Raw genomic sequence first — 20417 nt, forward strand, 5'->3', positions numbered from 1 at the left:
TTCGGAAGGAAACCACCCCTTCCTGATTTGCGAGTGCAAAGATAGATACAAAGTTCAAAAAATAAATGTTAAAAAGTGAGTTTAACATAACATTTGCATAAAAACCATCATTTTACAGAGAATTTTTTTGCATAATGTAAAAAAAATGCATTTTTACAGCGTTCCTCTCAATTCCTGCTCTCTCTCGATTGACTCGAAAAGGGCTTTAAAGTTTCCTGCACCGAATCCTTTTGCACCCATTCTTTGTATAATTTCAAAGAATAGTGTTGGTCGGTCCTGAACTGGCTTCGTAAATATTTGTAACAAGTAACCGTCCTCGTCAGCATCGACCATGATGGCCAGCTTTTCAATTTCGTTAATGTCTTCTTTCATCATATCCATATGCACGCCTAATCTTTCAGGAATTGCCTGATAGTAAGTGTGAGGAGGAGCAGATAAAAATTCAACACCTCGTGCTCTCAATTGTGATACTGTTTTGATGATGTCATCTGTAGCAATAGCAATGTGCTGGATTCCGGGACCACCATAAAAATCTAAATATTCTTCGATTTGAGATTTTTTCTTCCCTTCTGCCGGTTCGTTAATAGGGAATTTGATTCTTCCGTTTCCGTTAGACATTACTTTACTCATCAATGCTGAGTATTCTGTGGTAATTTGCTTGTCATCAAAGGATAAGAAATTTACAAATCCCATAACATCTTCATAGAATTTTACCCAGGTATTCATTTCATTCCAGCCTACATTTCCAACCATGTGGTCGATGTATTTTAAACCGGTTGGCTCCGGATTGTAATCCGACTTCCATTCCTGATACCCCGGAAGGAAAATACCGTTGTAGTTTTTTCTTTCCACGAAAATGTGAACCGTTTCTCCGTAAGTGTAGATTCCGGAACGGATTACTTCTCCAAATTCGTCCGATTCAACCGTTGGTTCCATAAAAGAACGAGCACCGCGTTTCATCGTTTCTTCGTAGGCGCTTCTGGCATCTTCAACCCAAAGAGCGGCTACTTTTACACCATCACCGTGTTTTTTAAGGTGTTCGTGAATAGGTGAATCCTGAGTTAAAGGTGTTGTCAGAACAATTCTGATTTTGTCCTGTTTTAAAACATAAGAGGCTTTGTCTTTTACTCCGGTTTCTAGTCCGGCGTATGCTAATGACTGATATCCGAAAGCTGTCTTATAATAATGTGCCGATTGTTTTGCATTCCCGACGTAGAATTCTACATAATCGGTTCCTAATAACGGAAGGAAATCCTGTGCTCCTTCAAAGATTTTTTCTAATCCGTATTCTACTGATTTTACTTCTTTTGACATAATGTTTATTTGTTTGATCGGTTAATCGTTTAATTGATTGAACCGTAGTGTTGTTTTTAAGATTTGTTTTTTACCGCAAAGCACGCGAAGTTATTTCGCAAAGTTCGCGAAGTTGTTATAGCGATCTTCGCGTAAAATCCTTGCGAACTTTGCGGTTAGATCGAAAATGGAATTACTCCGTCCAGGATTTGTAGTACTGACCGTCGTCAAGACCCATGGCTTCTTCTGTAACCATAAGTGGACGGAAAGTATCAACCATAACGGCTAATTCCTGTGTTTCTGTGTGACCAATGCTGCGTTCCATTGCGCCTGGCGCAGGACCGTGTGGAATTCCTTTTGGGTGTAAAGTGATATGACCCTGCTCAATATTGTTACGGCTCATGAAGTCACCATCTACATAATATAGAACTTCATCAGAATCTATATTGCTGTGATTGTAAGGTGCCGGAATTGCTTTCGGATGATAATCGTAAAGTCTTGGGCAGAAAGAACAAACGACAAAAGTAGCCGTTTCGAATGTTTGGTGTACCGGAGGCGGTTGGTGAACACGTCCCGTTATAGGCTCAAAATTATGAATCGAGAATCCGTATGGGAAATTGTAACCGTCCCAACCCACAACATCAAATGGATGTGTAGCATAAACCACTTCGTGAATCATGCCTTCTTTTTTGATTTTAATTAAAAAATCGCCTTTTTCGTCATGTGTTTCCAGTTCATTTGGCAAAATAAAGTCGCGTTCGCAAAAAGGGGAATGCTCTAAATGCTGTCCTGATTGGTTTTTATAACGTTTTGGGGTGTAAAAAGGAGAGTAGGATTCGACATAAAAAAGTCGGTTTTCTTCCGTCTCGAATTCTATTTGGTAAATAATGCCTCGTGGAATAATCAGATAATCACCATATTCAAACGGAATGTTACCTAACATGGTTCTTAATTTTCCTTTTCCTTTGTGGATGAAAAGCATTTCATCGGCATCGGCATTTTTGTAGAAATAATTTCGAAGTGATTCTTTAGGAGCTGCCAGTCCAATGATACAGTCTTTATTAACCATCATGGCTTTACGGCTGTCCAAAAAGTCATTTTCAGGTTTTAATTCAAAACCTTTAAAAAGTAACGATTTTATATTTTTTCCGATGGCAATTTTTGGCTCAACGGAATAGGAATTTAAAATTTCTTTTACCTGAGTGGGTCTGTGAACATGATAAGATAATGACGAGTGTCCATGAAAACCTTCAGTTCCGAATAATTGTTCGTAGTAAAAACCTCCGTCAGGTTTTTCGAATTGTGTGTGTCTCTTTTGAGGGAAGTCTCCAAGTTTGTGATATAATGGCATGGCTTTTCTATTAGATAATTTTAAAATTAGATAATTTGAAAATTTGAATTGTGTGAACAGATAACCAGCTCAATTTCTTAAAATTGACCAATTATCTCAATTCGATAGCTTCACTCAGGATTTCTCTTGATGAGGAATTGAAGATACTCTAATAAACCTGTCCATTTTGTTTTCATTATAACAAATGTCGTAATTTTTGCTGAGTAAAATTATAAATTATATCATTTATAAACATGATTTTTTTTAATTTTTTTTTGATATAATTTTTAAAGGGCAAAAAAATAGTACAATTTTGTTGAACTATTCTTTGGTTTACTGCTAAAATAAAAAACCAATACTAAACCAGGTGTAGCTTTTAGACATTTCGGGAGACCAGGATTGTTTAATCTCGATTGGGCCAATGATAGTTTCCAGTCCATAACCAACAGCATATCCGGTATATTTTGGCATTGAAATCCAGTCGACCTTCGTAAAAATATCATCTCCCAAGTTGGCAAAGTTGGCAGAAAGATTTACGTGATTCTTTTTGAAAATTTCATAATCGAGAGTAATTCCCGTTTTTATAAAGCTGTTTCCGGCTATACTTAGAAAATCGTATCCATAGAAATAATTGAAGTTGTTGATTTTGCTATAGCCATATCCTCCGAGTATAAAGTCGAAAAACGGAACGCTGTCGCTGCCAATGTTAAACCCTGCGTCGGCATCAATTTTGAAAGTAGCCTTTCTGAAGAACGTTTTTACAAAAGCAATTTCGGCCTTTGCGATCGAGAATGGTTTAAACTGTCGTGTATAGTCAGACGATGCTAAGTAGGTTTGTAAATCGGTAGAGAAGTACCAACCGGAGCGAGGGAAGCTTTTGCTGTCGAACGAATCGTATTTTAAATAACCAAAAAGACTAAGATAGCTGCTCTTTTCAATAGTATTTACTGTATTGTTAAGTGTTGGAGAGTCTATTTTTAAGTATTTGTACTCAAAGCCGCCCCCCATTAAAAATTTTTGTACAAAGATGGTTTGAAAATAGGCCTGATTGGTAATGTCTAAGAAGTCAACATTAATAAGATTGACATTTGGATTCTGTGCTGTTAAGGTATTTATACTTGTGGTGACATTCCGATTAAATTGATTCAAACGTGACTGGAATCCAAAACTGATATTAAAACCGTTTTCTATATAATAGTTGAAGTCGTACCTGAAGTTATCTCCCAGGATAACATCAAGTGAGGTAACATCATTTTTTAAAAAGGTCTTTTTGTGGGTAAGATTTAGCAGAATTCCACTTTTGTATAGCCCGTCATAATGCAGGCCAAGTTTTAAAAAAGTCTGAGTGGGATTTTCTTTTAAGACTATATCAAGGTCGTCCTGTTGCTCATCCGGCTGCAGACAGTAGGAAATGGTACTGAAGTTTTGGGTAGCATTCAGGTTATTGATTCCGGTTTTAAGATCGCTGTAGGTTATAGTGCTTCCGGGTTTAAAACGCAGCTTTCCACGAATGTATTCTTTTGTGTAATTCTCAAGATTTTCACTGTTTATCTCTTTGATTTGCAGTGTGTCACTTGCGATTTTTAGTTTGGGTTTTTTATAAAAATGAGCTTCATCGGTTAAAGATTTGATTCTTTCATAGACTGCAAAAGCTGCTTCTTCTCCTTTTCGGATAATTTCTTCTCCTTTGTCAAATGAAATTACGCCATAATCCCGAATGTCCGGTTTGATATAAACATCGGTATCCTTGATTTTATTTTTCATCTTATCGATAGACTGCAAATTGGTAATCTGTACGAGTATCTTGGTTGCGTTTTTCAGATTTTTACGATTCATAAGATCGTCCTGAACATCGACACCAATAATAATGTCAGCACCCAGATTGCGTACTTCTTTTATGGGATAGTTGTTGACTACGCCTCCATCTACTAATAAATTTCCATCAATTTCGACAGGGGTAAACAGGGAAGGAAATGCGGAACTCGCCATCATAGCCTGAACGAGATTTCCTTTGTTCAGCAAAACTTCTTCTCCGGTTTCAATATTAGTTCCGATACATAAAAAAGGAGTTGGAAGTTGATTGAAATCACGTACATGACGCACATTTCGGGTAAGACCACTTAACAAATTGTAATTGTACATCCCTTTTGAAAGGGCTTCCGGAATCCCGATTCTGAAGTTGCTAAAAGGCAATGCAATGGCATATAACTCATCATTTTTTTTGCCATAGAAGTTTTTGGACGATCGCGGTATGTAATCGTTGATGAGTTCATCAAAGTTGGTTTTCTTGAAAATGGAATCAATTTGAGAGGCATTGTAACCGGAAGCATAAAGTCCGCCGATTATAGATCCCATACTGGTACCACCGATAAAGTCGATTTTAATTCCGGCTTCTTCCAGAACTTTTAGAACTCCAATATGAGCGAATCCTTTTGCGCCACCACCACTTAAAACCAATCCTATTTTGGGCCTTTTAATACTATCCTTTTTCTGTTCCTGTGAAAATGCTTTTTGCGGATTTAGAAGCAACACTGTAAAAAGTAATAGTGTTGTGGTCCAGACTGAAACAGGCAACTGCGAACTACAAAGAGACTTTCCTTTTAGAAAGAAGAGAACAACTTTAGAAACATCTTTTTTCAGTGGAGAAAAAAAAGGTTTCGATGTGGTATTTTTGTGGGTCAGTTGATCTGGGCGCATAAAGATAACTAGTTGGTTTTGTAAAAGTCGACAATTTTTTTGGCTTTTGATACCCCTATTACATCAGATATTTCTTTTTCGGTAGCCAGTTTCAATCTTTTAACACTTTTGAAATGTTGTATTAACGTAAGCATTGTTTTTTCGCCAATGCCGGGTATGCTTTCTACTGAGGAGTTAAGTGCGGCTTTGCTTCGTTTGTCTCTGTGAAACGTGATTCCAAATCGGTGAGCCTCATTTCGCAGCTGCTGAATCACTTTTAAAGTTTCGGATTTTTTATCAAGGTACAACGGAATTGAATCTCCGGGGTAAAATAATTCCTCGAGACGTTTCGCAATCCCGATGATCGCAATTTTGCCGCGAAGTTCGAGGGCGTCGATACTTTTTAATGCCGCAGAAAGCTGCCCTTTTCCTCCGTCAATGATGATTAATTGTGGCAATGGTTCGTTTTCATCCAGTAATCTTTTGTAACGTCGGTACACAATTTCGGTCATCGAGGCAAAATCGTCAGGACCTTCAACGGTTTTAACGTTAAAATGGCGATAGTCCTTTTTGCTTGGTTTCCCGTCTTTAAAAACCACACAGGCGGCTACCGGATTTGTTCCCTGAATATTTGAGTTGTCAAAACACTCAATGTGACGGGGTTCAACAGGCAATCGCAGGTCTTTTTGCATTTGTGCCATGATCCGGTTGGTATGTCGGTCAGGGTCTACAATCTGTAATTGTTTGAGCTGTTCGATTCGATAAAATTTCGCGTTCCGAATAGACAGTTCTAATATTTGTTTTTTATCTCCTAATTGGGGAACAGTAGTTTTGATGTTTTCACCCAAGTCAATTTCAAACGGAACGATGATTTCTTTAGACAATAATTGAAAGCGCTCGCGTAATTCTATAATGGCAAGTTCTAATAATTCTTCATCCGTCTCTTCCAGCTTTTTCTTCATTTCTAAAGTATGCGAACGGATAATCGATCCGTGTGAGATTTGAAGGAAGTTAACATAAGCTGCCGTTTCATCGGAAACAATCGAGAAAACATCAATGTTTGTAATCTTCGGATTGACAATGGTGGATCGCGACTGGTAATTCTCCAGAACTTCGATTTTCTCTTTTATTTTTTGGGCTTCTTCAAAACGCAAGTCTTTCGCATACTGGGTCATCAGTCGTTTGAAGTCTTTCATACTTTCTTTAAAATTCCCTTTTAGAATTTCTCGGATTGCATCCACCTGTCTTTGGTAGTCTTCCAGAGATTCAAGTCCTTCACAAGGTCCTTTGCAGTTACCGATGTGATATTCCAGACAGACTTTAAATTTTCCGGAATCAATGTTGGACGGACTCAAATCAAAGTTACAAGTTCTCAAAGGATACAATTCCTTGATTAAATCGAGTATGGTATGTACAGTTTTGAAACTGGTGTAAGGGCCAAAATATTCAGAACCGTCTTTGATCATTTTTCGCGTATGGAATATTCTCGAAAAAGGTTCCTTCCTGATGCAGATCCAGGGATAACTTTTGTCGTCGCGAAGCAGTACATTGTATCGGGGCTGCAGGGTTTTAATCAGGTTGTTTTCCAATAAAAGTGCATCGGTTTCTGTGGGAACTACGATGTGTTTTATGGTGACAATTTTCTTCACCAAAACGTTGGTTTTGGCAGTATCATGTATTTTATTGAAGTAAGAGGAGACTCTTTTTTTTAGGTTCTTAGCTTTTCCAACATATAAAATCTTCCCGTCTTTGTCATAATACTGATACACACCCGGATTGTCCGGCAAGGTTAGGATTTGAAGATCTAAGGATGATGGTTTGTGCATTCTGTTTTGTTTCTGAAGATAGTTGTTATACTTTTAAAAAACCTTTTGTGGTATTAAAAAGCTTAACATTGATTTAGTTTCAAATTTACGAAATCAAAAGAATAATTTCTATATTTAGATTTTATAATTCTACATGAAAAACAGTAAACCCCTGATTATTTTTGGCGAATCAGTTTTGCCGGGTGAAAGTAAAACAATAAACGTTGAAATTGCACGTCTGCATACCACTACAAAATTGAATATTCCGGTTATTGTACGCCGTTCAAAAACGGAAGGTCCGGTCGTTTTATTTTCGGCAGGAATTCATGGCGACGAGATTAACGGTGTTGAAATAGTCCGACAGCTTATCAGCAAAAAAATCAACCGTCCCGCTAAAGGAACCATTATTTGCATTCCCATTATCAATATGTACGGTTTTGTCAATAAATCCAGAGAATTTCCGGACGGACGTGACTTAAACCGTGTTTTTCCGGGAAGCAAAAAAGGATCTTTGGCAAGCCGTTTCGCCTATCATATCGTAGCAGAAATTTTGCCGATTATTGATTATGCGGTTGATTTTCATGCCGGGGGAGCGAGCCGGTTTAATGTTCCGCAAATCAGGATTACGGAGAACAACCCGGAACTGAAAGAACTTGCCGATGTCTTCAATGCGCCTTTTACCTTGTATTCTAAAAATATTAGCGGTTCATTTCGCACTACTTGTGAAAAGGCTAATATAAAAATGCTGCTTTTTGAGGGCGGAAAATCTCTGGATATTAATGATACAGTGGCGAATGAAGGGGTAATGGGGGTGAAGCGTTTACTGAATTATCTGAATATGCTGGATCCTAAACATCTTGTCGAAAACGCAGAAGATCCTTCTATCTACATTAAAAATTCGGTTTGGCTGCGTGCGAAATGCTCGGGTCTGCTGCACGATTATAACAGGATTGGACGTTTTGTAACGAAAGGGACTATCTTAGCCATTATTACCGATCCGTTTGGTAAATTTGAACAAAAAGTAAAAGCACCGCATGACGGATTTGTGATCAATGCCAATCACTCACCCATCGTGTACGAAGGAGATGCGATTTACCACATGTCTAAAAACAGAGACGAGTATGCCGACGAATAAAAAAGAATTACGATTACACTATAAAAATCTTCGAAAAGAACTTTCAGAAAATGATATCGAAGAGAAAAGTCTGGCTATTGCCAATAATTTAATCCAATTGTCTATTTGGGATAAAACTTATTATCATGTTTTTCTTCCGATTGAAGAACAGCGAGAAGTAAATACAGAATACGTATTGCATTTGCTTTCCGGAAAAGATAAAGAAATAGTAGTTTCAAAAAGTGATTTTGAGACTCGCGGTATGACGCATTTTTTGTTGACCGATAATACCAAAATCAGAAAGAATGAATACAATATTCCTGAACCGGTAAATGGTTTGCAAGTTCCTTCTGAAACTATAGAGGTCGTTTTTGTACCGCTTTTAGCTTTTGATGTCTTCGGAAATCGGGTAGGATACGGAAAAGGGTTTTACGATAAGTTCCTGTCAGAATGCAAGCCCGAAACGATTAAGATTGGCCTTTCTTTTTTTGAAGCTGAAAATCAGATTGGGGATGTTTTTGAATCAGATGTGAAATTGGATTACTGTGTGACGCCTTTAAAAACCTACGCTTTTTAATTGCAAATTAAGAATTTGGCATAAGCAAATTTAATGACTTGGCAGTCTTAGATTTAAGTTTGCTTATAGCATTGATGCAATTTCGTAGTGATTGATACCCATACAAAAAATCCCAAACACCATTTTAAGATTGGTATTTGGGATTTTTTTATTTGATTTTTTGAAGATTTATTTTACTTCCCGAATGGTCGAAGCATCAATCCAGCCTTCCGTTCCATCGGTTAATTCTATTTTTTTCCAGCCCCCAACAGTTTCCAAAACATATACTTTGGCTCCTTCGTGCAGTAAAATAATTGAGGAACCTGCTTTTTGAGGTTCGCTGCGAACTTCACTTAATTCGGCAAAAACAATTGCAGGACGGTCGTTGCTAAAATGATTTTTTTCAGACATTCCCGCTGAAACACTTAAAAGTAAAGCAATCAAAAGAACAAACATTCCAATAAAATAAATTCTTTTCGACAGAGTAAGCTGTGAGAAATAATATCCGATAAAAGTTAGCAAGAAAGCAAATGCGATTGCGATAGAAATTATTGCCCAGGTGTTGTAATCGAAGATTCCGGTAAAATTCTGAATCAGTTTTGCAAAACCTACTTTTGGGACTTCTTTAATTTCATCGATGGTTAGCTTTTTGGCAAATTTTAAGTTGTTTAAGGTCTCCGAATCATGTGGTTTTAAAACCAGTGCCTTTTCATAATTATATATCGAAGGAGCTACTTTGTTTAATTTGTAGTAACTGTTCCCCAAATTAAAATACAATTCTGCCGATTGCTGTTTGTCTTCTTTGATAATACTTTCATAAACATCAACTGCTTGCTGATATTGCCCTTTTTGATACAGCGCATTTCCTTTTTCAAAGCTGTTTTGAGCAAAGAAAATCTGAGTGATTAGTAAAAAAAGATATACTATGTTTTTCATTTTACTGTAGTTAAACCTGGCAGGTTTTTAAAACCTGTCGGGTTTGATTTTTTAAGTTTAAACGATTTGTTTCTCTAAGTCCGAAATGATCAGAACAGCTTTATCAAAATCTTGTTGGATTGATGTACTCGATGCCGGAGCATATCTCGCAAATTCACAGTTTTCGGTAAGATTAATGAAACTTTGAACCGATTCGGGATTGGCATTTCTGGACAGCAGTAAGTCGCTAATATTATCTTTACTCATTTCTGAAGTTTCGATATGCAGTTTCGCTTTTAGGAAATTGTGCATCGCTTTTTCCAGAGCAATATAAAACGGTTCTTTGTTGTTAAGTTGTTTTTTAGCTTCCGATAGATATTTTTTCGCCAGCTTATTGTTCATTTTAATACGGTTTCCGGTAACGTCACCGTCAATTGCTTCTTTTCTTTTCTTAGCCAGAATAATGATTGGCAGAATTACGAAAGGCAGATACAATAGGGTGTAATATAAATTAGAGCCGTAAAAATCATTTTTAGCGATCGAAACTAAAGTTGTTTTAGGTTTGATGTACTTAAACTGTTCTGTTTTTGCAATTGCATTTGTAGCCGCATGTGCAGGGGCATTCGCTGCCGATGGCATTGGGCCGTCTAAAACGTCAATCATGATTTCCTGTGAAGTGATCGTTTTGTACGAACCTGTGCTCAAATCAAAATAAGAAAACTGCATGGGTTTGATTGCGTATTTTCCTTTGTATTGTGGAATAATGGTGTACTTGTCGCTTATTTTTCCGGACATTCCCGAAAGTGATGTGGTTACTTTTTCATCGTGAACCGGATCGTACATTTCTAAAGCATTAGGAACGACAGGTTTTGGCAAAGTAAACAATTTCATGTTTCCGTTTCCGGCTGCACTCACAAATAAGTCAAGACTTTCTCCGCTCTTCAAGGTTGTTTTAGAAGGGGTAACCGTAAAATTAAATTTACCTACAGCGCCGCCAAAACCTTCAGGTTTGGTAGCTTCCGGTAAAGGTCGTACATTGATTGTTTTGGCTCCGGCCGAAACCACTTTGTTGTCGTCGCTTACAATCATCTGACCAAACATATCACGACGGTTGGTAGGCAATTGTACGCCTATATCCAGTGAAAGTGGTTCAATGGTAAGTCTGCCTGATTTTTGAGGATACAAAATGGTCTTTTTCAAGACTACATAATAACATCTTTGCCCTTGATAACTTCCCTGTTCAACAGCAAGTTGTTTGATATCGATATTCTGATTCCAGAAGTCGTTGTATTTAGGTTTAGCCAACTCTTTGAACCCGGTTACATTGATATAGTTGAAATACAGTTTGTAAACAACAGTTATCGGTTCGTTCAAATACGGATTTGTTTTTGAAATTTCGGCCACAAGGTGTAGCATTTCATCACCTGTACTTGATCCCTGAGGTCTGTCATTAGGGTCTCTTTCCTGTGCAATAGCATTGGTTACCACAATTTTTAAAGGTGCCGTTTTGTAGATCTGACCATTGTATTCAATAGCGGCTTGTTTGATTGTTACCGTCCCTTTGTGGTCCGGCTGTAAGATATAGGAATAGATTTTTTGAAAAGAACTTCTTCCATTAATCCAGGACTGGCTTATTTGCTGGCTTGGTCCGGCTACAACTTTAAAACCATCAAAAGAAGGCTGGTCAAAGTTGTCCCCATCAACATTCATGATGAAGTCAATACGAAGCCTTTCGTTTACTCCAAGCGTATTCTTGCTTACTTTGGCTTCAAATTGAACTTGAGCCATAAGCCCCTGAAAAGTGAATAGTAATAGAATTAAATATCTTTTCATTACTTGTTTAATCTTTTTTTATGTTGAATCGTTTAATTGGTAATTTGTTTAATCGTTTTTCTACAGTTTTGCTGTTTGTCCGAATTAACAGTTAAACGAATAAACGGTTAACCTAAGAATCCTACCAGTCTTTTTCTGTTTTTTTCGGGTTACCTTTTACTTTTTGGGCGTTGACTTTGTCCTGAATTTTCTTTTCTTCGTTGTTTACGGCATCCAGCAAATTCTGAACTCTTTCTTTAGATATACCTCCAGGCATTGGTTTTGGCTCCCCTTTATTGTCTGATTTGTCATCCTTCTTAGGGTCATTTTTACCGTCTTTTTTATCTTTGTCTTTATCGCCTTTGTCGTCTTTTTTCTGATCGTCTTTTCCGTCCTTTTTGTCTTTGTTGTCGCCGTCTTTTTTCTGATCGTCTTTTTTGTCGTTCTTTTTATCTTTATCCTTGTCCTTGTTTTTGTCGTTTTTCGGAGGATTTTCTTTTAGTTTCTGTTTTGCCAAAGCATAATTGTAACGGGTCTCATCATCGGTAGGATCGTTACGCAAAGCTTCTTTGTAAGCTTCAACGGCCTGTGTATAATTTTTCTCTTTCATAAAAACATTCCCTAAATTGTGAAATGCCTTGTGTTTATCAGGTCTTGCTTTAGCATTTTTTATCGCTTTAGCGTAAGCAAACTTAGCCTCAGAAACCTGATTCTGTTTGTATATAGTGTTTCCCAGATTATAAGGAGCAGCAGTACGTTTTGGGAATTTTGATTCTGAAATTCTGTAATTGGCTTCTGCGTCCGTAAATTTATTCTGCTTATATTCTTCATTAGCCTCGGGCAATGTCTTGTCTTTCTCCTGAGCAGAAACTGCTAAAGAAAATGTGAGTAAAATATAAAGAAGTAAATTTTTCATTCTAATTTTTTTATGTTTTGTTTCCGGTTTTATGGGAAACAATTATTTCTTTTCGTTAAATAAATTCAACTCTTTAATCCAGTTTGTTTTTCTTTCCAAAAGGAAAATGTCTAAAAACAACAACAGAAAAGCAAATCCGATGAACCACTGAAATTGTGATTGAAAATCGGCCATTTGAGTTGCTTCGAATTCTGTTTTCTGAATGTTATTTAAGGCATTCTTGATGTATTCCAGCACTTCTTTGGTATTTCCGCCGTAAACATAACCACCTTTGGTCGCTTTTGCAATATTTTTTAAATCTTCCTGATTTAATTTTGTGGTAACGGTTTGCCCGTTTTGGTCTTTTTGATAACCTCTGACTACGCCATTTTCTTTTAATGGAATGGTACCTCCTTTTTCAGTTCCAACACCAATGGTAATAATTTTCATCCCCATTTTATTGGCTTCTTCTGCAGCAGCGGTAGCGCCTTCAGAGTGGTCTTCTCCGTCAGAAATCAGAATCAGTAATTTACTGGTTTTGCTTTTTTCGTCAAAATAAGTAGAAGAAAGTCTGATGGCCTCATCCAAAGAAGTTCCTTGTGAAGAAACCATATCAGGAGTCATGCTTTGCAGGAACATTTTGGCAACACTATAATCGGAAGTAATCGGTAAAACCGGAAAGGCACTTCCGGCATAGGCTACGATCCCGATTCGGTCACTTCCTAAATTGTTGATGATTTGAGAAACCAGCTGTTTACTTTTCTCCAAACGGCTTGGTGCCACATCTTCGGCAAGCATACTTTTTGAAACGTCAACGGCAAAAACAATATCGATTCCTTCCCGTTTTACGGTTTCCATTTTAGTCCCAATCTTCGGATTTACCAATCCGATAATTAAACAGGCAAGTGCCAAAAGCAATACCGATAATTTTAGGACAGGTTTAAAAACAGAGCGTTCCGGGCTAAGTCTTTTTACCATTTCAAGATCACCAAATTCACGCTGTTTTTTCTTTTTCCAATACATATTGAAAAGAAAAATACACGCCACAATCGGGAGTAAGAATAAAAGGTATAAATATTTTTTTTCGTCTAATTCCATATAATTTCTAAAATTCCAAGAATCTAAATTCCAAATTCCAATTTTTGTTGTTGCGCTAAAAGCTATTCTTTTTTAAATTCCAATTTTAAAAATTCCTAAATTCCAATTTGTTATTTGGAATTTTATTATTGGAATTTTATAATTTTTTCAAAATTAAATGAAGCTTCTGTAAACTGTATTTCTTAATCCTACTTCCAATACTAACAAAAAGGCGGCAAGTAAAACAAATACTCGGTACTTTTCGTCGTAATCGTAGAATTTTAGTTCCTGTATTTCGGTAGTTTCGAGTTTATTGATGGCACTGTATATTTCGGCTAATCGATCGTTGCTGGTAGCTCTGAAGTAAGTTCCGTCTGTTTTACGGGCAATACTTTTCATCAATTGCTCGTCGATTTCTACTTTTTGCATTTTAAACAGGAAACCTCCGTTTGGTGCGTATGCGTATGGCGACGGAGCCATTCCGTTCGTACCAATTCCGATCGTGTACACCTTTATTCCGTATTGTTTCGCAATGTCAGAAGCAGTTTCTGGCTCGATAAAACCGGCATTGTTTACTCCATCAGTCATCAAAATAATCACACGGCTTTTTGCTTTACTGTCTTTTAAACGATTTACAGCGGTTGCCAATCCCATTCCAATTCCCGTTCCGTCTTGCAGCACCGTATCGTATTTGATTCCTTTGATAGCTTCTAGGATAATAGCTTTATCGCTTGTAACAGGAGTTTTGGTATAAGCTTCTGAGGCATATAAAACCAATCCGATTCTGTCGTTTGGCCTTTCTCCAACAAAATCTGCCGCCACTCTTTTTAAAGCTTCCATACGGTTTGGCTTTAAATCTTTGGCCAGCATACTTCCCGAAACGTCAATTGCCATTACGATATCAATCCCTTTCGTGGTCTTGGTCTGATTGCTGATGTCTACTGTTCTTGGTCTCGCTAAGGCAATAATTAAAGAGCTTAAAGCGATAATCCTGAAAACATATAAACAAGGTTTTAATTTGGTCAATAGCGATTCGCTGTTTTTGAAACCCTGAGTTGAACTCATTTTTAAAGTCGCCGATTGCTGGTTGCGTTTCCAGAAAAACCAAGCGATCGCAATTGGGATTAACAGAAACAACCAAAAAAATTCCGGATTTAAAAAAGTTATCTTATCCATTAGTTACTCGCTTTTCTAAGTTCTACAGAATTTAATATTCTGGTTGTAATATCATTGGCATAGGTGTCTCCTTCTTCGTGTAAAATCAAGATCTGTTGTAATCCCTGATCTTGTTTAAAAAGTAAAAGTTCATAATATGCTTTTGTACTTGTTTTGTCAATAGGATTGAAAACGGTCATGGTTCCGTATCCTTTTAGTCCCTGAACACCTTCATTGGTTTGGAAATCTTCTTGTTTCACAATAATATTTTGTCCGCCCTGAGCTTCAATAACTTTTAAAGAACCTTCTAATGCTTTGGCTAAGTCAAGCTCTACAGGATTCTTAAACTTGCTGGTAGAAACGGTTACGTAGAAGTTTCCAACCATACTTCCGTAGGCGAAAAGCTGCATTTCTTTGATTAGGGCCATAGTTTCTTTCGGAAGGACTTTTTGAGTATCCATACGTTTTAAAACCTTAGGAGTTTCAATCAGGATGCCTGGGTTTCCGTACTCACTTTTTACCCATTCCCCTTCTAATAATTCTTTTGAAGGATGTCCGATTACATTATCTTTTACATAATTAAAACCTTTTGTAACGATAAAGAAGGCAGTGGTGGCAATCAGTAAAAATAAAACAGATCCTACTGAGATCGCAATACGTTTGTTGCGTTTCTTTAACAACTGAAGTTTTATCTGTTTTTGTTTTTGTGCTTCGTTCAATAATTGATCCTCTTCTTCTGCCGGTACTTCGGTTGGAATAGCATTATCAAGTGTCAGGATTACTTTCTGAATTTTATTTCGGTCTTCTGTGATTTCAAACTCTAAGGGTTTGGATTTTGCAAATTTCACTAAATCTGCCTGACGTAAAACACGTTCTAGGTTTTCAACGGTTTCCGGTGTTAAAGTCATCTTCTTTTTGGTAGAAGCAGTTCTGATGGCCTGAATCAATTCAGAAGTGGTGCTTTCCATTGCCGGAATATGAATTGCCTCCTCGATGTAGTTTCGGGCAATATCCGTCAATTCACTATAGTATTCTTTAATTTCTCCTTTTTGTACCAGTTCTTTCTGCTCCAGATTGTTCAATAAACTTGTCGCTTTTTCGATAGGAGTTTTGTAAACTTCCTCTTCTATCTTTTTCTTTTGATGTTTCTTAACATACCAATAAACAAACGCTCCGATGGCAAGAATTAGAATCAGAATCAAAACATAAATCCACCAGTCACCAATCGAATTGTCAGCAGCTGTAATGTCCTTGATGTCGTACATTTTTTGCTGTAACGTATCGACTTTTACATTGGCCACTTCAACGCGAATAGAATCTGTTGCGTATGGCTTCTTGTCAATTAAAATTTTAATAGACGGAATAGTATATTTTCCGGAATCAAATTGGGTTAATCCGTATTTTTTAATCAGTTCGTAAGTGTCATTTTTCTTAACAGTGTCGATAGGATAGGATTGAATAACCTCTAAAGGACCAATGTTTTTTAGTTTGGGAAAAACAACCTTAGATTTTGAACTTACAACTGTTTTAAGAGTTAGTTTAAATTCGGCACCAATTTTATTTTTTGTAGTATCAATGCTTGTCTCAACTTGTTTTTGTTGCGCAAAAACAGCTGAGGAAAGTAAAAATAAAAATATGTAAAATTTTAATTTCATTTGGTTTTTGATTTCAGATTTTGGTCTAAAATGAATGCTTAAAAATGGAACACGGATGACACAGATTTAAACGGATTTTTTTATCTAAAGATTCTATAATTCGTGTAATCTAAACAGTCTGACAATCTAAATTATCTTGATTTGAAATAACCTAATAATTTGGTCACGTAATTTTCGTCGACTCTTGTATTTACGACACCAGCTCCGGATTTACTAAAAATATCCTTGAAATAATTCACTCTGTCCTGATAGTGTTTTTCGTAATTCAGTCGTACTGTTTTTGAGCCGGTATTTACCAATTGAATTTTCCCTGTTTCGGCATCCAGCATACTTACCATTCCTAAATTAGGAATTTTTTCCTCACGGATATCGTACACACGTACCCCGGTGATATCATGTTTTTTAGAAGCAATTTTTAAAGTCTGCTCATAATTTTCGGCCATGAAATCGGAAATCATAAAAACGATCGCTTTCTTTTTTTGTGTTCCGGACAGGAATTTCAAAGCTTGCGAAATATCGGTTTTGTGACTCTTTGGTTCAAATTCAATTAACTCACGAATGATTCGGAGTACATGAGAACGTCCTTTTTTTGGGGGAATATACAACTCTACATTGTCAGAGAATAATATTAAACCAATTTTATCATTATTTTGTGTAGCCGAAAAAGCCATCGTTGCCGCAATTTCGGTGACGATGTCTTTTTTAAACTGACTTTTTGATCCAAAACCTTCAGAGCCCGAGATGTCTACCATTAAAACCATGGTTAGCTCACGCTCTTCTTCAAAAACTTTTACGTGAGCTTCGTTGTAGCGCGCCGTTACATTCCAATCGATGTTACGAATATCATCGCCATATTGGTATTGACGTACTTCACTAAAAGTCATTCCTCGCCCTTTAAAGGAAGAGTGGTATTCTCCCGAAAAGATATGATTACTCAGTCTTTTGGTTTTGATTTCTATTTTCCGTACTTTTTTTAAAAGCTCTTTTGTATCCATTTTATTTGTTTAAAGTTTAAAGTTTTAAAGTTTCAAGTTAGTCTTGCAACAACCTGAAACCTGAAACTTGAAACAAATTTTTAAGGTACCTCAATCTCGTTTACGATTTTGTTGATAATGTCTACAGAAGTAATGTTTTCGGCTTCAGCCTCATAAGTGATACCAACTCTGTGACGCAGAACATCGTGTACAACTGCACGAACATCTTCAGGAATTACATAACCACGACGTTTGATGAAAGCATAACATTTTGCTGCGTTAGCTAAATTGATACTTCCACGTGGTGATGCTCCAAAGCTGATAAGAGGTTTTAAGTCGGCAAGCTTGTATTTTTCCGGATAACGGGTAGCAAAGATGATATCTAAGATGTATTTTTCTATTTTTTCGTCCATGTAAACTTCACGAACAGCTTCTTGTGCACGCAAGATTTGCTCAACAGAAACTACAGGATTTACTTTTTCGTAACTTCCTTTTAAGTTTTGACGAATTACGAAACGCTCTTCGTCAATTTTTGGATAATCAATTACAGTTTTAAGCATAAAACGATCGACCTGCGCTTCAGGAAGCTGATAAGTTCCTTCCTGCTCGACCGGGTTTTGGGTAGCAAGTACTAAAAACGGACGATCTAATTTGAAAGTGGTATCGCCAATGGTAACCTGCTTTTCCTGCATCGCCTCTAAAAGTGCCGATTGTACTTTTGCCGGAGCACGGTTAATCTCATCGGCAAGAACGAAATTAGCGAAGATTGGTCCTTTTTTAATGGAGAATTCGTTGGCTTTGATGTTGTAAATCATTGTTCCAATAACATCGGCAGGCAATAAGTCAGGAGTAAACTGAATACGGCTGAACGATCCCTGAACCGCTTGCGACAATGTATTTATCGCTAAAGTTTTGGCTAATCCCGGAACACCTTCAAGTAAAATGTGCCCTTGTCCTAAAAGTCCGATTAGTAAACGCTCGACCATATGTTTTTGGCCCACAATAACTTTGTTCATTTCCATTGTAAGAAGGTCTATAAAAGCACTTTCTCTTTCAATTTTGTCATTTATCGCTCTAATGTCTAAAGTCGTTGTATTTTCTTCCATATAAATATTTTTAAAACCTTGATTTTTATGCCTAACTTTTGAGAGTGCAAATTGAATATTTTTTGAGAAGTAAGATGTTAAAAAATGGTTAAAACTTCGACCAAAGACCTAATTTTAAGGACGAATTGGGAATCTATTTTTATATTTTTAAGAACTTTGGTGATTATGCTTCAGAAAAGCATATTTATTACCAAAAATAACGCAATAAAACCATGAGTAAAACAGCATTATCGCCTATTATTTCGGGCACTATGAATTGGGGTGTATGGGATAAAAACCTAACGCTTAAAGAAATGGAAAACATGATACAGATCTGTATCGAAAACAAAATTACTACTTTTGATCACGCAGATATTTATGGAGCTTATACTACGGAAGCTGATTTTGGAAAAGCATTTCAGGCCAGTAAAATTTCACGTGAAAAATTACAATTAATCACCAAATGCGGTATTCAGATGATTGCCGAAAGCCGCAAAAATACAATTAAACATTACGACTACTCTAAAGAATATATTGTGTGGTCTGTTGAAGAATCACTAAAGAAACTAAAGACAGATTATGTGGACGTTTTTTTACTGCACAGACCTAGTCCGTTGATGCAGGCCGATGAAATTGCGGAAGCCGTTGAAAAGTTAAAATCAGAAGGAAAAATTATTGATTTCGGACTTTCGAATTTTACAAGTTCTCAAACCGAATTGATTCGTCAGAAAACCGAAGTGAGTTATAATCAGGTGCAATTTTCGGCAACGAATTTCGAACCGATGGTTGACGGAAGTTTCGATTATATGCAAACTCATGGGATTCGTCCTTTGTCATGGAATCCGCTTGGAACGGTTTTTAGAGAAGACACTAAAAAAACACGTCGTTTGAAAAAGCTGTTTTCGGATTTAGTGAAGAAATACGGATTTGGTTCGGATACCCTTTTACTGGCCTGGATTTTAAAACATCCTGCTAAGGTAATTCCGATTGCGGGAACTGTTAATATTGCCAGAATTCAGTCGTTGATGAAAGCAGTAGAATTGGAAATGGATAAGGAAGACTGGTTCGCGATCTGGACAGAAAGTATGGGCGACGATGTTGCTTAATTTTTTTAAGTTTTCAGTCGCAGTTTTGAGTATTCAGCGAAAATGCTAAAAATATTTTGCCACAGATTAACAGATTAGAGATGATTGATTAATCTGTGAAAATCTTTTAATCTGTGGCAAAAAAATAAAAATATACAATGAAAAAAACAGTTTTAATTACTGGAGCCACAAGCGGAATTGGAAAAGCAACCGCACAAATACTGGCCAAAAATAATTTTAAAGTGATCCTTTGCGGAAGACGTATGGATCGCTTAAACGAACTTGAAAAAGAACTTTCTGAGTTTACAGCAGTACATTCTTTAGCATTTGATGTTCGGGACAAAAAAGATGTTTTTGAAAAAATTGCTTCTCTTCCTGCATCCTTTTCAGATATTGATATTTTGATTAATAATGCCGGAAATGCTCATGGTTTAGACCCGATTCAGACCGGTGATTTAGACGATTGGGATGCTATGATTGATATCAATGTAAAAGGACTTTTGTATGTTTCAAAAGCGGTGATTCCGAAAATGACAGCCAAAAAATCAGGTCATATTATAAACATTGGTTCAACAGCCGCAAAAGAAGTATATCCGAACGGAAATGTGTATTGCGGAAGTAAACATGCCGTTGATGCGATTACAGCCGGAATGCGAATCGACTTAAATCCTTTCGGAATTAGAGTTGGAGGAATTCATCCCGGTATGGTGGCAACCGAATTTAGTGAAGTACGTTTTAAAGGAGATACTGAGAGAGCTTCAAATGTATACAAAGGTTTCGATCCGCTGCAAGCCGAAGATATTGCAGATATTATTCATTTTGTAGTTTCAAGACCGTATCACGTTAATATTGCTGATTTAGTGGTCATGAGTACGGCACAAGCCTCGTCGACAATTGTTAAGAGAGATTAATTAGACTTCTTAGACTAGCTTAGATCTTTAGACTTTCTTAGATTTTTTAAACTCTAAATCAGTAATCTTAAAATTGGAT

Annotated in this window: 16 protein-coding genes; 4 read left to right on the forward strand and 12 right to left on the reverse strand. The window is 36.8% G+C overall.

Annotated elements, in window-relative coordinates; genetic code table 11:
* Nucleotides 1-153: 153 nt before the first annotated feature.
* From hppD to uvrC, 4 genes are all read right to left on the reverse strand, one after another.
* On the reverse strand, nucleotides 154-1314 hold the full coding sequence (hppD, locus tag BHE19_RS06485) for a 4-hydroxyphenylpyruvate dioxygenase (RefSeq protein WP_017497444.1): 1161 nt from the start codon (nucleotides 1312-1314) through the stop codon (nucleotides 154-156).
* Between the two features lie 172 nt (nucleotides 1315-1486).
* Nucleotides 1487-2644 carry a homogentisate 1,2-dioxygenase gene (locus tag BHE19_RS06490; protein WP_017497445.1) on the reverse strand — a complete coding sequence of 386 codons (1158 nt, stop codon included), beginning with the start codon at nucleotides 2642-2644 and terminating at the stop codon, nucleotides 1487-1489.
* A gap of 318 nt (nucleotides 2645-2962) precedes the next feature.
* Complete coding sequence (locus BHE19_RS06495; protein ID WP_083342477.1) at nucleotides 2963-5320, reverse strand: patatin-like phospholipase family protein; 2358 nt, start codon at nucleotides 5318-5320, stop codon at nucleotides 2963-2965.
* Between the two features lie 8 nt (nucleotides 5321-5328).
* Nucleotides 5329-7125, reverse strand: coding sequence for an excinuclease ABC subunit UvrC (gene uvrC, locus BHE19_RS06500; RefSeq protein WP_070906406.1), 1797 nt, complete (start codon nucleotides 7123-7125; stop codon nucleotides 5329-5331).
* A gap of 133 nt (nucleotides 7126-7258) precedes the next feature.
* On the opposite strand from uvrC, the gene BHE19_RS06505 reads away from it, so the two are divergent.
* Complete coding sequence (locus BHE19_RS06505) at nucleotides 7259-8239, forward strand: succinylglutamate desuccinylase/aspartoacylase family protein (RefSeq protein WP_070906407.1); 981 nt, start codon at nucleotides 7259-7261, stop codon at nucleotides 8237-8239.
* The gene (locus BHE19_RS06510) at nucleotides 8226-8795 is read left to right on the forward strand and encodes a 5-formyltetrahydrofolate cyclo-ligase (protein WP_070906408.1); all 570 of its coding nucleotides are present in this window, start codon (nucleotides 8226-8228) and stop codon (nucleotides 8793-8795) included. Before BHE19_RS06505 ends, BHE19_RS06510 begins: the two co-directional genes overlap by 14 nt.
* Before the next feature lie 168 nt (nucleotides 8796-8963).
* On the opposite strand, the gene BHE19_RS06515 is transcribed toward BHE19_RS06510, so the two are convergent.
* The 8 genes from BHE19_RS06515 to BHE19_RS06550 form a co-directional block, all read right to left on the reverse strand.
* Complete coding sequence (locus BHE19_RS06515; RefSeq protein WP_070906409.1) at nucleotides 8964-9710, reverse strand: tetratricopeptide repeat protein; 747 nt, start codon at nucleotides 9708-9710, stop codon at nucleotides 8964-8966.
* A 57-nt stretch (nucleotides 9711-9767) separates the two neighbouring features.
* On the reverse strand, nucleotides 9768-11522 hold the full coding sequence (locus BHE19_RS06520) for a BatD family protein (RefSeq protein ID WP_070906410.1): 1755 nt from the start codon (nucleotides 11520-11522) through the stop codon (nucleotides 9768-9770).
* Nucleotides 11523-11643: 121 nt separating this feature from the next.
* Nucleotides 11644-12417, reverse strand: coding sequence for a tetratricopeptide repeat protein (locus tag BHE19_RS06525; RefSeq protein WP_026110087.1), 774 nt, complete (start codon nucleotides 12415-12417; stop codon nucleotides 11644-11646).
* Nucleotides 12418-12459: 42 nt separating this feature from the next.
* Nucleotides 12460-13494 (reverse strand): VWA domain-containing protein, encoded by a 1035-nt coding sequence (locus BHE19_RS06530; RefSeq protein WP_017497453.1) that lies wholly within the window; start codon nucleotides 13492-13494, stop codon nucleotides 12460-12462.
* A 153-nt stretch (nucleotides 13495-13647) separates the two neighbouring features.
* Nucleotides 13648-14649 carry a vWA domain-containing protein gene (locus tag BHE19_RS06535; protein WP_017497454.1) on the reverse strand — a complete coding sequence of 334 codons (1002 nt, stop codon included), beginning with the start codon at nucleotides 14647-14649 and terminating at the stop codon, nucleotides 13648-13650.
* Nucleotides 14649-16283: a hypothetical protein gene (locus BHE19_RS06540; protein WP_070906411.1), complete on the reverse strand. Its 1635-nt coding sequence runs from the start codon at nucleotides 16281-16283 to the stop codon at nucleotides 14649-14651. Before BHE19_RS06540 ends, BHE19_RS06535 begins: the two co-directional genes overlap by 1 nt.
* A 131-nt stretch (nucleotides 16284-16414) precedes the next feature.
* Nucleotides 16415-17278: a DUF58 domain-containing protein gene (locus BHE19_RS06545; RefSeq protein ID WP_017497456.1), complete on the reverse strand. Its 864-nt coding sequence runs from the start codon at nucleotides 17276-17278 to the stop codon at nucleotides 16415-16417.
* Between the two features lie 80 nt (nucleotides 17279-17358).
* On the reverse strand, nucleotides 17359-18363 hold the full coding sequence (locus BHE19_RS06550) for an AAA family ATPase (RefSeq protein ID WP_070906412.1): 1005 nt from the start codon (nucleotides 18361-18363) through the stop codon (nucleotides 17359-17361).
* A 212-nt stretch (nucleotides 18364-18575) separates the two neighbouring features.
* On the opposite strand from BHE19_RS06550, the gene BHE19_RS06555 reads away from it, so the two are divergent.
* Both BHE19_RS06555 and BHE19_RS06560 read left to right on the forward strand, forming a co-directional pair.
* On the forward strand, nucleotides 18576-19448 hold the full coding sequence (locus BHE19_RS06555; protein WP_070906413.1) for an aldo/keto reductase: 873 nt from the start codon (nucleotides 18576-18578) through the stop codon (nucleotides 19446-19448).
* Between the two features lie 137 nt (nucleotides 19449-19585).
* Nucleotides 19586-20338 (forward strand): SDR family NAD(P)-dependent oxidoreductase, encoded by a 753-nt coding sequence (locus tag BHE19_RS06560; RefSeq protein WP_070906414.1) that lies wholly within the window; start codon nucleotides 19586-19588, stop codon nucleotides 20336-20338.
* Nucleotides 20339-20417: the final 79 nt, after the last annotated feature.

Source organism: Flavobacterium tructae (assembly GCF_001853485.1).
Taxonomy (GTDB): Bacteria; Bacteroidota; Bacteroidia; order Flavobacteriales; family Flavobacteriaceae; genus Flavobacterium; species Flavobacterium tructae.

Coding starts and splice junctions, on each gene's coding strand:
- hppD (WP_017497444.1), bottom strand. CDS start 1,314: ATGTCAAAAGAAGTAAAATCAGTAGAATACGGATTAGAAAAAATCTTT.
- BHE19_RS06490 (WP_017497445.1), bottom strand. CDS start 2,644: ATGCCATTATATCACAAACTTGGAGACTTCCCTCAAAAGAGACACACA.
- BHE19_RS06495 (WP_083342477.1), bottom strand. CDS start 5,320: ATGCGCCCAGATCAACTGACCCACAAAAATACCACATCGAAACCTTTT.
- uvrC (WP_070906406.1), bottom strand. CDS start 7,125: ATGCACAAACCATCATCCTTAGATCTTCAAATCCTAACCTTGCCGGAC.
- BHE19_RS06505 (WP_070906407.1), top strand. CDS start 7,259: ATGAAAAACAGTAAACCCCTGATTATTTTTGGCGAATCAGTTTTGCCG.
- BHE19_RS06510 (WP_070906408.1), top strand. CDS start 8,226: ATGCCGACGAATAAAAAAGAATTACGATTACACTATAAAAATCTTCGA.
- BHE19_RS06515 (WP_070906409.1), bottom strand. CDS start 9,710: ATGAAAAACATAGTATATCTTTTTTTACTAATCACTCAGATTTTCTTT.
- BHE19_RS06520 (WP_070906410.1), bottom strand. CDS start 11,522: ATGAAAAGATATTTAATTCTATTACTATTCACTTTTCAGGGGCTTATG.
- BHE19_RS06525 (WP_026110087.1), bottom strand. CDS start 12,417: ATGAAAAATTTACTTCTTTATATTTTACTCACATTTTCTTTAGCAGTT.
- BHE19_RS06530 (WP_017497453.1), bottom strand. CDS start 13,494: ATGGAATTAGACGAAAAAAAATATTTATACCTTTTATTCTTACTCCCG.
- BHE19_RS06535 (WP_017497454.1), bottom strand. CDS start 14,649: ATGGATAAGATAACTTTTTTAAATCCGGAATTTTTTTGGTTGTTTCTG.
- BHE19_RS06540 (WP_070906411.1), bottom strand. CDS start 16,283: ATGAAATTAAAATTTTACATATTTTTATTTTTACTTTCCTCAGCTGTT.
- BHE19_RS06545 (WP_017497456.1), bottom strand. CDS start 17,278: ATGGATACAAAAGAGCTTTTAAAAAAAGTACGGAAAATAGAAATCAAA.
- BHE19_RS06550 (WP_070906412.1), bottom strand. CDS start 18,363: ATGGAAGAAAATACAACGACTTTAGACATTAGAGCGATAAATGACAAA.
- BHE19_RS06555 (WP_070906413.1), top strand. CDS start 18,576: ATGAGTAAAACAGCATTATCGCCTATTATTTCGGGCACTATGAATTGG.
- BHE19_RS06560 (WP_070906414.1), top strand. CDS start 19,586: ATGAAAAAAACAGTTTTAATTACTGGAGCCACAAGCGGAATTGGAAAA.